The 14,958-nt window shown below is 35.0% G+C and carries 18 protein-coding genes; 4 read left to right on the top strand and 14 right to left on the bottom strand.

The window, feature by feature from the left end:
- Positions 1 to 24: 24 nt before the first annotated feature.
- The 3 genes from leuC to IEW94_RS12480 form a co-directional block, all read right to left on the bottom strand.
- A complete protein-coding gene (gene leuC / locus IEW94_RS12490; protein WP_188653551.1) occupies positions 25 to 1,419 on the bottom strand; it encodes a 3-isopropylmalate dehydratase large subunit in 1,395 nt (464 codons plus the stop codon).
- A gap of 236 nt (positions 1,420 to 1,655) precedes the next feature.
- A complete protein-coding gene (locus IEW94_RS12485) occupies positions 1,656 to 2,039 on the bottom strand; it encodes an acyl-CoA thioesterase (protein WP_188653549.1) in 384 nt (127 codons plus the stop codon).
- Between the two features lie 26 nt (positions 2,040 to 2,065).
- Entirely contained in the window at positions 2,066 to 2,953 is an 888-nt protein-coding gene (locus tag IEW94_RS12480) for a DUF72 domain-containing protein (RefSeq protein ID WP_188653548.1), read from the bottom strand.
- A gap of 143 nt (positions 2,954 to 3,096) precedes the next feature.
- On the opposite strand from IEW94_RS12480, the gene IEW94_RS12475 reads away from it, so the two are divergent.
- Together IEW94_RS12475 and IEW94_RS12470 are read left to right on the top strand one after the other, a co-directional pair.
- A complete protein-coding gene (locus tag IEW94_RS12475; RefSeq protein WP_188653546.1) occupies positions 3,097 to 3,513 on the top strand; it encodes a glyoxalase in 417 nt (138 codons plus the stop codon).
- Positions 3,514 to 3,541: 28 nt separating this feature from the next.
- Positions 3,542 to 3,967: a hypothetical protein gene (locus IEW94_RS12470; protein WP_188653544.1), complete on the top strand. Its 426-nt coding sequence runs from the start codon at positions 3,542 to 3,544 to the stop codon at positions 3,965 to 3,967.
- Here IEW94_RS12470 and IEW94_RS12465 read toward each other — a convergent pair.
- From IEW94_RS12465 to IEW94_RS12455, 3 genes are all read right to left on the bottom strand, one after another.
- A complete protein-coding gene (locus tag IEW94_RS12465) occupies positions 3,960 to 4,637 on the bottom strand; it encodes a DUF2461 domain-containing protein (RefSeq protein ID WP_188653543.1) in 678 nt (225 codons plus the stop codon). The two genes, IEW94_RS12470 and IEW94_RS12465, sit on opposite strands and share 8 nt — an antisense overlap.
- An 85-nt stretch (positions 4,638 to 4,722) precedes the next feature.
- On the bottom strand, positions 4,723 to 5,277 hold the full coding sequence (locus IEW94_RS12460) for a hypothetical protein (RefSeq protein WP_188653541.1): 555 nt from the start codon (positions 5,275 to 5,277) through the stop codon (positions 4,723 to 4,725).
- A 188-nt stretch (positions 5,278 to 5,465) separates the two neighbouring features.
- The gene (locus IEW94_RS12455; RefSeq protein WP_188653539.1) at positions 5,466 to 6,242 is read right to left on the bottom strand and encodes a tRNA pseudouridine synthase A; all 777 of its coding nucleotides are present in this window, start codon (positions 6,240 to 6,242) and stop codon (positions 5,466 to 5,468) included.
- Positions 6,243 to 6,348: 106 nt separating this feature from the next.
- Between IEW94_RS12455 and IEW94_RS12450 the strand changes: the two genes are divergently transcribed.
- Positions 6,349 to 6,786, top strand: a complete 438-nt coding sequence (locus IEW94_RS12450; RefSeq protein WP_188653537.1) for a hypothetical protein — start codon at positions 6,349 to 6,351, stop codon at positions 6,784 to 6,786.
- A 64-nt stretch (positions 6,787 to 6,850) separates the two neighbouring features.
- Here IEW94_RS12450 and hisIE read toward each other — a convergent pair whose 3' ends face one another.
- The 8 genes from hisIE to hisG form a co-directional block, all read right to left on the bottom strand.
- Positions 6,851 to 7,444: a bifunctional phosphoribosyl-AMP cyclohydrolase/phosphoribosyl-ATP diphosphatase HisIE gene (gene hisIE / locus IEW94_RS12445; protein ID WP_188653535.1), complete on the bottom strand. Its 594-nt coding sequence runs from the start codon at positions 7,442 to 7,444 to the stop codon at positions 6,851 to 6,853.
- Between the two features lie 9 nt (positions 7,445 to 7,453).
- Positions 7,454 to 8,209: an imidazole glycerol phosphate synthase subunit HisF gene (hisF, locus tag IEW94_RS12440; protein ID WP_188653533.1), complete on the bottom strand. Its 756-nt coding sequence runs from the start codon at positions 8,207 to 8,209 to the stop codon at positions 7,454 to 7,456.
- 14 nt (positions 8,210 to 8,223) lie between these two features.
- Positions 8,224 to 8,958 carry a 1-(5-phosphoribosyl)-5-[(5-phosphoribosylamino)methylideneamino]imidazole-4-carboxamide isomerase gene (gene hisA / locus IEW94_RS12435; RefSeq protein WP_188653531.1) on the bottom strand — a complete coding sequence of 245 codons (735 nt, stop codon included), beginning with the start codon at positions 8,956 to 8,958 and terminating at the stop codon, positions 8,224 to 8,226.
- A 66-nt stretch (positions 8,959 to 9,024) separates the two neighbouring features.
- Positions 9,025 to 9,606, bottom strand: a complete 582-nt coding sequence (gene hisH / locus IEW94_RS12430) for an imidazole glycerol phosphate synthase subunit HisH (protein ID WP_188653529.1) — start codon at positions 9,604 to 9,606, stop codon at positions 9,025 to 9,027.
- 64 nt (positions 9,607 to 9,670) lie between these two features.
- Entirely contained in the window at positions 9,671 to 10,804 is a 1,134-nt protein-coding gene (gene hisB, locus IEW94_RS12425) for a bifunctional histidinol-phosphatase/imidazoleglycerol-phosphate dehydratase HisB (protein WP_188653526.1), read from the bottom strand.
- Between the two features lie 2 nt (positions 10,805 to 10,806).
- A complete protein-coding gene (gene hisC / locus IEW94_RS12420) occupies positions 10,807 to 11,850 on the bottom strand; it encodes a histidinol-phosphate transaminase (protein WP_188653738.1) in 1,044 nt (347 codons plus the stop codon).
- Between the two features lie 77 nt (positions 11,851 to 11,927).
- Entirely contained in the window at positions 11,928 to 13,211 is a 1,284-nt protein-coding gene (gene hisD, locus IEW94_RS12415; RefSeq protein ID WP_188653524.1) for a histidinol dehydrogenase, read from the bottom strand.
- Positions 13,212 to 13,222: 11 nt separating this feature from the next.
- Complete coding sequence (gene hisG, locus IEW94_RS12410) at positions 13,223 to 14,080, bottom strand: ATP phosphoribosyltransferase (protein WP_188653522.1); 858 nt, start codon at positions 14,078 to 14,080, stop codon at positions 13,223 to 13,225.
- A gap of 308 nt (positions 14,081 to 14,388) precedes the next feature.
- On the opposite strand from hisG, the gene IEW94_RS12405 reads away from it, so the two are divergent.
- A complete protein-coding gene (locus tag IEW94_RS12405; RefSeq protein ID WP_188653520.1) occupies positions 14,389 to 14,907 on the top strand; it encodes a thioredoxin family protein in 519 nt (172 codons plus the stop codon).
- Positions 14,908 to 14,958: the final 51 nt, after the last annotated feature.

The raw sequence follows: 14,958 nt of genomic DNA, 5'->3' as shown, positions 1-14,958 counted from the left end.
CCAACGGCCAATTGCTAAAAGCTATTAAATTAAATCCCTAGGATCTGTTACCACACCGGTTACCGCAGCAGCAGCAGCTACCAACGGACTGGCCAATAAGGTTCTGGAACCAGGTCCTTGACGACCCTCAAAATTCCTGTTGGATGTACTTACTGCATATTTTCCAGCAGGCACTTTGTCATCATTCATTGCCAAACAAGCTGAACAACCAGGTTGTCTTAAACTAAAACCTGCTTCCGTAATGATGTCAAGTATGCCTTCTTCCTTGATTTTAGCTTCCACTTCATGAGAACCTGGCACTAACCAAGCTGTTACATGATCTGCTTTTTTCTTTCCTTTTACTATAGAAGCAAACGCTCTAAAATCCTCAATTCTACCATTGGTACAGCTTCCCAAGAATACATAATCCACTTTTTTGCCAATCATGGAATCATTTTCGTTATAGCCCATGTAATCAAGTGATTTTTTGTAGGTAGCTTTACCTCCTTCAACCTGTTCTGCCTTTGGAATATGTTTGGAAATACCAATGCCCATGCCTGGATTGGTTCCATAAGTAATCATAGGCTCAATATCACTGGCATTAAAGCTTATTTCTTTATCAAACGTTGCATCGGCATCCGTTTTTAGCGTTTTCCAATAGGCTACGGCTTTATCCCATTCGGCGCCTTTTAGTGATAAGGGTTTATCTTTTAAGTAAGCAAAAGTAGTTTCATCTGGCGCAATCATGCCACCTCGGGCACCCATCTCAATAGACAAGTTACATACGGTCATACGGCCTTCCATGGTCATGTTTTCAAACACATCACCTGCGTATTCCACAAAATAGCCTGTAGCTCCCGATGTTGACAGTTGTGAAATAATATATAATGCCACATCTTTTGGTGTTACCCCTTTTCCTAATTGCCCATTGACATTAATGCGCATTTTTTTAGGCTTTGGTTGCATGATACATTGCGTTGATAATACCATTTCTACTTCTGATGTTCCAATCCCAAACGCAATGGCACCAAAAGCCCCGTGTGTAGATGTATGTGAATCACCACAAACAATGGTAGCTCCTGGGAATGTAATACCGTTTTCTGGTCCTACAACATGCACAATACCGTTTTTTTGATGTCCTAAACCCCAGTGACTAATACCGTATTCGTTGGAGTTGTCTTCCAGGGCCTTCAATTGATTTGCTGATAACGGGTCTTCAACCGGTAAATGTTGATTGATAGTCGGCGTGTTATGGTCGGCTGTTGCAAATGTGCGCTCTGGATATAATACTTTCAAGCCTCTGCTTTTTAAGCCAAGAAAGGCAACAGGACTGGTCACCTCATGTATAAAATGACGGTCGATAAAAAACACGTCAGGACCTCCTTCAATTTTTCTAACAACATGTGAGTCCCATACTTTGTCAAACAATGTTTTGCTCATAAAAATCTTTAATTTAATTTTTGAAATCTGGTGTGTAAATACCTGTTAAATCAACCAGATTATAAGGATGCCAAATTTATAAAAAACTCCCCTTTTTTCATCATAATAACAAAAGTTAAGGTGTCTTTTGATGCATTTTTATAGGATTATTAATGGATTTGATAAAAATCGATTTTATCTCAATAGAAACGATTGTTTGCTTATAAATTTTAAAGCTGCTTTTTTAAGCAATCTTATTATAATCTATCTTTTACATATTCCACTTGGGTTTTTCCATGTGGTTTGGCTTTTCCGTCAGGGCCCAAATTGACCATGACAATGTTTGAAATGGTAATTATGGTTTCGCGGGTCATTTTGTTTCGTACTTCACAACTTAAGATTAACGATGTCTTTCCAAATTTAACGGGTTCCATACCTATTTCAATGATATCACCTTGGTTGGCAGACGAAATAAAATCGATTTCACTCATGTATTTAGTGACTATTTTTTGATTTTCCAGTTGAATGGACGCATACAAAGCGGCTTCTTCATCAATCCATGCCAATAAACGGCCTCCAAACAACGTACCATTAGGGTTTAAGTCTTCTGGTTTTACCCATTTTCTAGTGTGAAATTTCATGTATCATATTTTTAACAAATATACGGTTATAATAAGCGTTGCTGCGAATCATCATTGGGTATTGTTAATGAATAGCCCAATTGATCATTCAATTTCCTAATAAAGTAAGCGGACAGCAAAGGCGATTCTTTTTCTATGTTTTGATGGATAAAGAAATCTATTTCCTTAATGCCTTGTGCTTTCCAATCTTTTAATCGAGCAATCCAATCATCCAAACGCTCATAATCACTCGGATGGTTAGCACCTACATACCGTATAAAAGCGGTAGCATTGGTCAAGCGCATATGCAATAAATCACGTCTTCCAGCCGTGTCGACCAATACATTAGAAATATCATGTGTTTCCAAAAGTTGGTATAAATCATTAGCTACCGAGGCGTCATTATACCAGTCGGTATGTCTAAATTCAATAGCCAACGGGATTTCTTTGGGCCATTGTTCAACAAAATCCTCAACCCTATTAAAATCTTTCGGACTGTAATTATTGTGCATTTGCAAAAAGACGGTTCCCAGTTTTTCTTTCAGATTGGATGCGTTGTATAAATAATTTTCAACAACTTCTTTAGTGTCTCGCAAGCGTTTCCAATGACTTATTTCTTGGTTCAGTTTTGGGAAAAACTTAAATCCTTTGGGTGTTTTGTCATACCAAGTTGCAAATTGTTCCGAAGGGAAAATCCTGTAAAAGGTCGCATTGAGTTCTATGGAATTGAATTGCGTTGAATAATAGGCCAACTCATCTTTTGTTCCTCGAGGATAAAATCCTTTCAAGTCTGCTTTGTTCCATTTGGCACATCCTACATATATTTCCGGAACATTATCATCTTTAACCGCATTTAAAACTTGTTTGGTCGATGGATGATCTTTAGGCAACGTAAAGTCGATATTTTCTGGGTTATCTACACTTCCAAATTTCATGAATTCTGTATTAAATAGGTTTATTGAAAAATAACTTCATAAAGATATAAAATTCCCAATTGTTGATAACGTAGTTAAAAAGTATCAACCCATTGGTTTTGTTCGGTTTTATTAATCTTTAATTTTATTGAAAATCTTAAATCATGAACACAAGACAATCCAACCTGGAAAGTATCCGTCCCGAGATTTCTACTACTACAATCAATGATACCATGAGTAGTGATGAGCGATTTCAAAATATGGTTATTAGACCCATAGTTAAGTTGCAGAATGATTTGCTTATTGAGGTTTTTAAGAACTATATCAATAAGTACAAGGGATCCTTCTACGAACTATCCGTTGAAAAACGCATTCATTTTATTGAAAATGCCATTCAAAAAGACATTAAATTCAGGAATTCATTGAAAGGTATCTTAATAGGACTTTTTACTGTTTCTGAATATAAAATCTATATCCAGAATTCATCAGCATTAAACAAGCGCATGATGAACATTGTAAAGGACAGATTAATCAGCAATATTCAACTTTTTCAACGACCAGAATTTTTAACAGCCGTTTAGATATTTAATGACGATAAAACAACAGCTTTTGCAAATTTGTAATGAACGTGTCGATAAGCGCATTCAAGATTACAAAGAAGAAATACATTTAATCAAGGAAGCCATTGAAAGTAATGACAAGGGAAACTCAGAAGATGATGATTCCGGAAATGGTAAATTGCTGAATGATCTTGAAAAAAACATGGCTTACATGAATGACGCCCTAAAGGCTAAGGACTTTTTGAAACAGATAAAAACCAATGTAAATTCTACTGATGCCGTACTGGGAAGCATTGTAAAAACAGATAGCATGAACTTTTACCTAGCTACTAGCATTGGTAAAATTGAATTGGAAAACAAAGAGTATTTTGCCATTTCATTAAGTTCTCCTATTGGCCAGCTATTAAAGAACAAAAAGCAAAACGATCGGTTTGAGTTTAATCAAACCAAGTATGTCATATCAGAAATTATATAGTGGATACGCCGTTTAAATCGGTTGTAAGGACATCGCTCATATAATTAAAGTATGGGCGAATGGCCTTGAACGCTTCATTGACCGTGTTGATGAAATCAGGTTCCAGAACCTCTTTATCATTAAATGGCTTGGTAAAAATATATTGTTTCTTTTTGATTAGGTCAATCGCCTCATGGTCTTTACTAAATCCTTTTGGAGCTGTTTTAACTTCATCACCTTTAATATCTCCCCAAATGGTTTTAAGAGCTTGATTGTTGAGTATGTCTCTCATCTCGCTGTCATCCATTTCAAATTCCTTACGAATTCTAAACAAATCGTCTTTGTTGGGTTCCCAAAAACCTGCTGCAATAAAACTTTGGTCATTAGGTTGAATATGCAAATAATATCCGCCACGTAATTTTGGTTTTGCCCTGTGGAAAGCGCCTCCAAAATGGGTTTTATAAGGTAATTTATTTTTTGAGAAACGCACATCCCGATAAATTCTAAACAGTTTTACACCATCCACATCATCATGGGTTTTTAGTAATTCAAACAGCGTGTTATAGACCTTTTTTATATCGGATTCTATGGATTTGAATTCTTTTTTATGGTCATTAAACCAATCCCGGTTATTGTTTTTTTCTAATCTTTTGAAAAAATCTAATACAGTTGGTGAAATAGCTATGTTCATTGTTGTTAATCCTTATTATTTTTTAAAAATACAAAAAGTCCCGAATGGAACGGGACTTTTTGTAAGGTGTTAACATTTTACAATGCTAATTTTTTATGTATGTCTTGACTTCAACTTGATCAGTATCTTTATTGTAATATTCAACCGCAAAATTTCCGTTAGAATCAAAATAACCAATACCAGAGTGCATATTTCCATTTAAAATATAATAGCCATTTGTACTTGTTGACCAAGCTTTTCCAACTTTTATCAAGTGATCATTGTCTTTATTTTTGTCATAAGCAATATCAAAACCTTTTTTATTAGGTGTGAACATATATTTTTCATCACCTAAAATATAATAAGTTTCTTGACTTAAAACATCATAATTGTTGTCATTATCATTATCAACGGAAACAGTTTTTTTGACTTTTTTTGTTGCTTTAATACGATTTTGATTTGTCTTGTTCTGATCTTTTTTGTCCAATTCAACTGAAGCTGTTTCTCTAGTAACTACTTTTACTTTTTTTTCAGTGGTTTTATCAGAATCTGTTGTTTTAACAGTCTTCACTTCAGTTTCTTGTTTTACCTCCTTAGGCTTTTCTTGAGCAAATGCGTTCCCTGACAGTATTATTGCAATCAATAACATTAAATTTTTCATTAGTCTATTTTTAAGTTAAATTTATTATGTGCATTTAGATTATTTGTAATAAACTAAATACCATTAAACAAAGATGACTCTATAATGTTTATTGCTCGTTACATGTTTTTTATTAAGAATTGTACAATTCACATATAACAACATGAAGTTCTTATAAAAAAGAAGCGATTTGAAATAATACTAGTAAATTAAATGAAGTTTATTTTATTAAGAATTAATCCAGATGCCGGTGCAATATAATCCATGACCTCTTTGCTTTCTGGCTTTAAACTGTCTTTAATATATTCTAAGGTTATGTCGCCTCGTCCCAACTTAATCAATGTGCCCATCATTAACCTGATTTGGTTTCGCATAAACCCTTTGCCCTTGACTTTAAAAACATAACTTTTTTCAGGAAAAAAATTAGCTGTAAACATGGTGTTCTCAACAATTTCACAAGCCTCTATAGTCCTTGTATAGATGCCTTCATCAGTTGCTTTGTAACAATAGCTTTTAAAATAATGTGTGCCTTCAAAGCACTTGGCACCTGCTTTCATGATTTCAATATCCAGTGGCTCCAAAATAGTGGTCATTAAGGGCGCGCAAAACGGATGGTTCTTCCCACCATGAGCAAACACATAAAGATATTCCTTTATTTTTGAATGTTGAATGATATTGAATTCAGCATTGACTTCATTAATGGTTAAAGCCCTGATGTCTTGCGGTAGATTGTGATTGAACAAGGCTAAAAAAGAATCTAAATCTTCAATGGGATGCTCTAAAAACAATTCAAAAGCCGCTTCTTGTGCAGACACCATCGCGTCAGTCCGTCCAGAGCCTAGTGTTTTAAAGGATTTGCCTTCAAGAATGAATTTTAGGGTCTTGTCAATCATTAAGTGCACCGTCTTTAAATACGGTTGCTTTTGCCACCCGTGAAAGCGGTACCCTAAAAATTGAACAGTAACAACATAAAAATATTTTTTCAATTTGTGTACGAAGTATTTAAAATATTTTTGAAAGTATGTAATTTAAGATTTGTGACAAAATTTTTTATAAATTGTAATACTTTTTACTAACTAAAACTATCTAATTATGACTGAAAAGACATCAAGCAAACCACCTATTTGGTTTTGGGTTGTGAGTGTAATTGCCCTTTTATGGAATATCATGGGTGTTAATGCATACTTACAGCAAGCTTATAAAAGCGAGGCTTTTAGAGCTAATTTTAATGAACAACAATTAGCTATTCTTGATGCAACGCCAGCTTGGGCAACTGCCGCTTTTGCGATAGCGGTTTTTGCCGGTGCTTTGGGTTGTATAGCTTTGCTACTTAGAAAAAAATGGGCAAAACCATTGTTTTTAATATCATTTATTGCTGTTCTTGTTCAATTTTCGCATGAATTATTTATGACCAATGCATCTGACTATTACGACAGTTTTGCTTGGATAATGACAATTTCCATCCCGATCATTGCTGCTTTATTGGTTAAACTATCGAAAACATCGATAGCTAAAAATTGGATATCTTGACCTAAACAATAGAAACTGAATACACAAAAGGCATTGAAATCATCAATGCCTTTTTCTTTGTTAATTATTTATGTCGTTTTTGAAGCACTTTGGTTATATCTTCTAATGTGTACCCTTTTGCCTGAAGTAGAATTAAATAATGGAACAACAAGTCGGCACTTTCTTCCAAGAACAAATCATCATTGTTGTCTTTAGCTTCAATAACCACTTCTACAGCCTCCTCTCCTACTTTTTGAGCTATTTTATTGATGCCCTTTTTGAATAAGGATGCCACATACGAGGTTTCAGAATCCGCATTTTCTTTCCTATTCTTTATCACTTCTTCAAGTTGGGATAGAAACCCAAAACTCTGAGAATTATCTTCATTCCAGCAAGTATCGCTACCTGTATGACAAGTAGGCCCAACGGGATTTGCCTGAATTAACAAGGTGTCCTTATCGCAATCGTTTTTAATATCCACAAGGTTTAAAAAATGGCCACTTTCTTCACCTTTGGTCCATAAACGTTGTTTACTTCTGCTAAAAAAAGTGACTTTTTTGCTTTCTAAGGTTTTTTGATAGGCCTCTTCATTCATATAACCCAACATCAACACATTTTTTGTTGTGGCATCTTGGATAATAGCAGGAACAAGTCCGTCATTATTATATTTTATTTCCATAATCTTAGATTATAATCGTACTGATATATTGTTGTTTTTTAATTCGTTTTTCAAGTCTAAAATAGGTATCTCTCCGTAGTGAAAAACACTTGCTGCTAGAGCAGCATCTGCTTTTCCTATTTTAAATGTATCGATAAAATGTTGAATGGTTCCTGCACCACCTGAAGCAATGATTGGAATGTTCAATTCTTCTGATAGCTTTGCCAACGCCTCATTAGCAAAACCATTTTTAGTACCATCATGATCCATGGATGTAAATAAAATTTCACCTGCACCACGTTGTTCTACCTCTTTGGCCCATTCAAATAAATCAATATCGGTTGGAATGCTGCCACCAGCCAAATGGACTTTCCAATTGCCATTAATCTGTTTGGCATCAATAGCTACAACTACACACTGACTTCCAAATTTATCTGCCAGTTCATTAACCAACTCGGGGCGTTTTACTGCTGAAGAATTTATGGAGACTTTATCAGCACCGCATTGCAGCAATGCATTTACATCTTCAACTGATGAAATACCACCTCCAACCGTAAACGGAATATTGACCTGCTCAGCAACATGTAGGACCATTTCCAAAGTGGTGGCTCTGCCTTCCAAAGTGGCTGAAATATCCAAAAAAACCAATTCGTCAGCACCTCTGTCAGCATATTGTTTGGCCAAAACAACAGGGTCTCCAGCATCTCTTAAATCCACAAAATTAACACCTTTTACGGTGCGCCCATTTTTAATGTCTAAACACGGTATGATTCGTTTTGTTAACATGGTTCCGATATCAATTAAATATATTTTTCAAGCTGTTTTAGGGTAATTCTATCTTCATATATGGCTTTACCTATGATAACGCCTTCGCAACCTATTTCCTTAAGAACAGGGATTTCCTCAATGGAAGAAATACCACCCGATGCAATCAATTTAATGGATTGACCATTACTGCTATTGGAACATTCTGAAATGATTTGCTTATATAAATCTACTGAAGGCCCTTCAAGCATGCCATCTTTTGATATATCGGTGCAAATGACATATTGAATGCTTTTCTTTTGATAACCTTTAATAAAGGGAATCAAGTCCTCTTTGCTTTGTTCCATCCAACCGCTTATGGAAACTTTGCCCTGGTCACTATCGGCCCCCAAAATGATTTTTGTAGGGCCATATTTAGATATCCAACCTTCAAATACCTTTGGGTTTTTAACGGCAATGCTACCGCCCGTGATTTGCTTGGCACCAGAGTTAAAAGCAATATGTAAATCTTCATCTGCTTTTAGACCACCTCCAAAATCAATTTTTAAATTTGTTTTGGATGCTATTTGCTCTAAAATTTTAAAATTAACAATATGCTGTGCTTTAGCTCCATCTAAATCCACTAAGTGCAGATATTCAATTCCAGAGGATTCAAAGGCTTTTGCTACTTCAAGAGGGTTTTCATTATATACTTTTTTAGTTTCATAATTACCTTTGGTCAAGCGAACACACTTTCCGTCAATAATATCTATGGCTGGTATAATTCTCATTTTATCTTTTGGCTTTAGGCTTTTGGCTACTAGCTAAAGGCTAACAACTAATTACTAAAGACTTATTTATAATTTTAAAAAATTATCTAATATTTTCTCTCCTGCTAAACTACTCTTTTCTGGATGAAATTGAACCCCAAAAAAGTTATTATGTTGTAATGCTGATGCATAGTTGATACCATAATCCGTTGTTGCAATGGTTTGTTTGCAATGTTCGGCATAGTAACTATGTACTAAATACATGTATTCATTTTCCTTAATTCCAGAAAACAAATCTGATTTTAGATTTTTAATGACATTCCATCCCATTTGTGGTACTTTAACTTCATTGGAAAACCGTTTAACATTTGTATTGAAAACCCCTAAGCCTTTCGTGTTGCCTTCTTCTGTTGAATTGCACAGTAACTGCATGCCCAAACAAATACCCAAAATCGGTTGTTTTAAATTGGGAATCAATGTATCCAACCCCGTTTCTTGCAACTTTTTCATGGCGGAACTGGCTTCGCCAACACCTGGGAAAATAATTTTGTCTGCAGACAAAATTTCCTCAGGGTCATTTGATAAAATCGCATCTATTCCCAAACGGTTAAAGGCAAATTGAATACTTTTGATGTTTCCGGCTCCGTAATTTATGATGACTAATTTCAATTGATTTACGATTTACGATTTACGAATTCAATTCCGTAATTCTAAAGTCTGAATTCTTAATTTTTTAAAGCATTCCTTTTGTTGATGGCAATATCATTTTCTCAATATCACGTTTTACCGCCATTTTAATAGCTTTTGCAAAGGCCTTAAAAATGGCTTCAATTTTATGATGCTCATTGGTGCCCTCAGCTTTGATATTCAAATTGCACTTGGCACCATCGGTAAACGATTTAAAGAAATGATAAAACATCTCGGTTGGCATTTTACCAACCATTTCACGTTTAAATTCGGCTTCCCAAACCAACCAATTACGTCCGCCAAAATCTATGGCAGCTTGCGCGTAACAATCATCCATTGGCAAACAAAAGCCGTAACGCTCGATACCTAGCTTATTGCCTAAAACCTTGTTAAACAATTCCCCAAGGGCAATGGCTGTATCTTCAATGGTATGGTGCTCATCAACTTCTAGATCTCCTTCAACCTTAATAGTCAAATCCAATTGTCCGTGGCGTGCAATCTGGTCCAGCATGTGGTCAAAGAACGCAATGCCTGTATTAATCTTACTTTTTCCGGTGCCATCAAGGTTTAATTGAATGGCTATTTTGGTTTCGTTGGTGTTTCTTATGATGCCGCCACTTCTATCGTCAGCTTTTAAAAAGGCATATATTTTTTGCCAATCATTGGTTTCTAAAGCTATATAATCGTTTAATTCCTCACGTTTAACAGTGATTTCATTAACACCTAAATGGGTTTCATCATTGATGTAAATTCCCTTTGCCCCTAAATTTTTAGCTAATTCAATATCGGTCAACCTATCCCCTATTACAAACGAGTTTTCCAAATCGTACTCATCAGAAAAATAGTTTGTTAGCAACCCCGTATTAGGTTTTCTTGTGGGGGCATTGTCCCGTGCAAATGTTCTGTCTATCAATTGTTCACTAAAAACAATACCTTCATCTTCAAAGCATTTAATGATAAAGTTATGGACTGGCCAAAAGGTGTTTTCTGGATAAATTTCGGTTCCTAACCCATCTTGATTAGTTACCATCACCAATTCATAATCCAGCTCTTTGACAATTTTACTTAAATACTGAAATACCTTTGGGTAAAACTGTAACTTTTCAAAGGAATCAATCTGTTCGTCCGCTGGTTCTTTTATAAGTGTGCCGTCACGATCTATAAACAATACTTTTTTCATAACTATTTACTTTGAATGTCTTGTAATACACGTATTAATTTTTTGTTTTCGGAAGCAGTACCAACCGTAATTCTTAAACAATCCTTGCATCCGGGTTGTGTGGTTCTGTTTCTGATGACAATCCCTTGATTGATTAGCTGATTGTAACGTTTATTGGCATCGTCAACTTGTATTAAAAAGAAATTAGCATCAGATGGATAAATTTTTAAAACAAAGCTAATGGTTTTTAATTCAGTTATTAAGATATCACGTTCCTTTAAAATATCAGCGATTTGATTTGCAGCCAGCTCTTTTTTATTTAGATTTTCAATGGCTTTTTGCTGTGTCAGTTCATTAACGTTATAAGGAGGTTTGATGGTGTTAAGTACTTCAATAATTTCAGTTGACGCATAACATATCCCCAAACGAATACCTGCCATACCATAGGCTTTTGATAGGGTTTGTGTGACGATAAGATTTGGGAATTCCTCTAATCTGTTAAGCCAACTTTGTTGACTTGAAAAATCAATATAAGCTTCATCAATAACCACAATCCCTTGAAACTGTTTAAGAAGACGTTCTACATCATCCGTGGAAAAACTATTTCCTGTTGGGTTGTTTGGCGAACATAAAAATAACAGTTTGCTATTTACATTTGTTTCGTTTAAAATCGCATCAACTTTAGGTTGAAAACTTTCAGATAATGGTACCTTAATCGTTTCAATGGCATTTAAATTGGCCAATACCTCATACATACCATACGTTGGAGGCAATATAATAACGTTGTCCTTATTAGGCTCACAAAACATTCTAAAAATGAGATCCAAGACTTCATCACTGCCATTACCAAGCAACATATTTTGTGTTGGAATACCTTTAATATCAGATAAAATGGATTTCAATCTGTTTTGGTGCGGATCTGGATAGCGGTTCACACCATTTTCAAACGGATTTTCATTGGCATCCAAAAACACCATATCAGCTGGCACCCCTTGAAACTCATCTCTTGCAGATGAATATGGTTTTAATGCCTTGATTGTAGGTCGTATTAAACGTTGAATATTCATGTTCGTCATACTGAATGTATTTCAGTGTCTCATTAATTTGTTTGTGTGATGCTGAAACAAGTTCAGCATGACGCTTATTATTTTAAATTCTTTAATCGAATGCTTACGGCGTTTTTGTGTGCCTGTAAGCCTTCTGCTTCAGCCATTAACTCTATGGCATTGCCAATATTAAGTAGTCCCTCTTTGGTAATTTTTTGAAAGGTCATACTTTTTAAAAAACTATCTAAATTGACACCTGAATAGGCTTTTGAAAACCCATTGGTTGGTAAGGTATGGTTGGTTCCTGATGCATAATCCCCCGCACTTTCGGGCGTGAAATCACCAATAAAAACCGATCCTGCATTTGTAACGCCATCAATATAGAATGTTTCGTTTTTAGCACATATAATAAAGTGTTCAGGTCCATATTCGTTAATTAATTCAAGAGCCAAACTATCGTTTTCAACATATATCAATTTTGAATTGGCAATGGCTTTTTCAGCAATGGCTTTTCTGGGCAGCACTTTTATTTGTGAATATATTTCTTTAGAAACAGCATGTATGATATCATTTGATGTTGACACCAAAATTACTTGACTGTCTGTACCATGTTCGGCTTGACTCAATAAATCGGATGCTATATAGGATGCATTGGCGGAATCATCTGCAACAACCAATAACTCACTAGGACCAGCTGGCATATCAATAGCAACACCGTACTTGGTTGCTAACTGTTTAGCAACAGTTACAAACTGGTTTCCTGGACCAAATATTTTATACACTTTTGGAATAATGTCCGTGCCAAATGTCAAGCCTGCAATGGCTTGAATACCACCTACTTTAATGATTTTGGTTACATTGCAGAGTTGTGCTGCATAGAGTATTTCTGAAGCAATAGTTCCCTCTTTGTTAGGTGGTGAACACAATACTATCTCTTTACAACCAGCAATTTGCGCCGGTATGGCCAACATTAAAACCGTTGAAAATAATGGAGCTGTTCCACCGGGAATATACAAACCAACCTTCTCAATAGGTCTTTTTTCTTGCCAACACGTTACCTCTTTAGTTGTTTCAATAGAAACTTTAGAGGTTTTTTGTGCACTGTGAAACGTTTCAATGTTTTGCTTTGCAATCTTGATAGCTTCTTTTAGTTCAGGTGATACATTTTGGATGGCACGTTCTATTTCAGCATCACTTACAAGCATGTTTTCCAATTCAATACCATCAAAATATGAGGTGTACTTTTTAATGGCAGCATCGCCTTTTTGATTCACTTCATCAAAAATTTGATTGACCGTCGCCTCAATATCATCAACAGTTTGGGTTGGACGTTTTAAAATATCAGCCCAGTCACTTTTATTAGGATTATTAAGTATTTGCATGATAATTATGATTATATGACCATTTTTTCAATAGGGCACACTAAAATCCCTTGGGCCCCTTTCTTTTTTAATTCGTCTATGATGTCCCAAAATTGATTTTTACTAATTACGGAATGTACAGAGCTCCATCCTTCTTGTGCCAAAGGTAAAACCGTTGGACTCTTCATACCTGGTAGGACATTAATGATGTCTTGCAACTTGTCATTAGGTGCATTCAACAATACATATTTAGAGTTTCGCCCTTTTAAAACCGATTGGAGCCTAAATTGTATTTTATCTAAAATATCCTGTTTCTCTTGACTCAAAACCGGTGAAACCGCTAATACCGCTTCCGATTTCATAATTACTTCAACCTCTTTTAAATTGTTTTTAAACAAGGTGCTGCCACTGGAAACAATATCACAAATGGCATCAGCTAAACCAATATTAGGCGCTATTTCAACAGACCCATTAATGATGTGCAAATTGGCTTTAATGCCGTTTTTGTCCAAATACCCCTGTATCGTGTTGGGGTATGATGTGGCAATCCGTTTGCCTTCTAAATCCTGAATACCAGTATATTTAACAGACTTAGGAATGGCTATTGATACCTTACAGGTTGAAAACCCTAGTTTTTCGGCGATGGTAATGCCATTGCCCTTTTCTACCAATATATTTTCTCCAATGATAGCCGCATCAACCACGCCATCTTTTAGATATTGCGGAATATCGCCATTTCTCAAATAAAACACTTCCAACGGAAAGTTTCTGGCAGACGCCTTTAATTGATCTTTTCCATTATCTATAGAAATACCAATATCTTTTAGTATTTCCATGGATTCGTCGTGTAAACGACCCGCTTTTTGCACTGCGATTCTTAATTTACTCATTTATTAATTTTTATGAGTTTGAAACAATCTTGTCAGGAATTAAAAAACCCGCTTGATTGTCTCAAACGGGTTTAAAATATATGTTGAATTTATTCAATACATTTTCACTTCGCTTGAGGGCAAATTTGAAAATGATGGTGATGTAATTGAATAAAGTTCATGTTTTCTCAATTATTTGAAACAAATATCTAAAATTTAAATCAATGTTTCCAAATATTTAGTTTTATTTTTTTTCGAATTGAATATTTTTAGGTAATATGCACTTAAATTTACGTAATCACAAAAATTTACTTCATTCAATAAAAATTATGAAACGGAGATCTTTACCAATTTTGATTATGCTCATTGTTTTGGGCACCCAACAGGTGATTTCACAAGAATCTGCAGAGAATATTTTATTGAAAGCCACAGAACAGGCTAAAAAAGAAAACAAGCATGTGTTTATTATGTTTCATGCATCTTGGTGCGGTTGGTGCAAACGAATGGATAAACTGATGAACGATCCTGCTTGCAAAGAATTTTTTGATAACAACTATGTCATTGATCATTTAGTAGTCAAAGAATCTGAAAACAATAAACATTTGGAAAACCCCGGCGCTAATGAGCTTTTAAAACAATACAAAGGCGACAATTCAGGAATTCCTTTTTGGTTGATTTTTAACAAAAATGGAGCTTTTGTAGATGATTCTTTTGATTCAAAAGGTAATAATCTAGGTTGCCCAGCATCAAAAGAAGAAGTATCACAATTCATTAATATTTTAAAAAACACGTCAGCAATGAATGATGATGAACTTCAAATAATTGCCAATACATTTATTATGGAATAAAAAAAACAGAAACGGATGCTTCTGCTTTTTTATTTCTTGTAGTGATTATCT

It is taken from the genome of Yeosuana aromativorans (assembly GCF_014646655.1).
Lineage (GTDB): Bacteria > Bacteroidota > Bacteroidia > Flavobacteriales > Flavobacteriaceae > Yeosuana > Yeosuana aromativorans.
The sequence above is the reverse complement of the archived record's forward strand: the minus strand, read 5'-3'. Positions and strand labels throughout refer to the sequence as shown.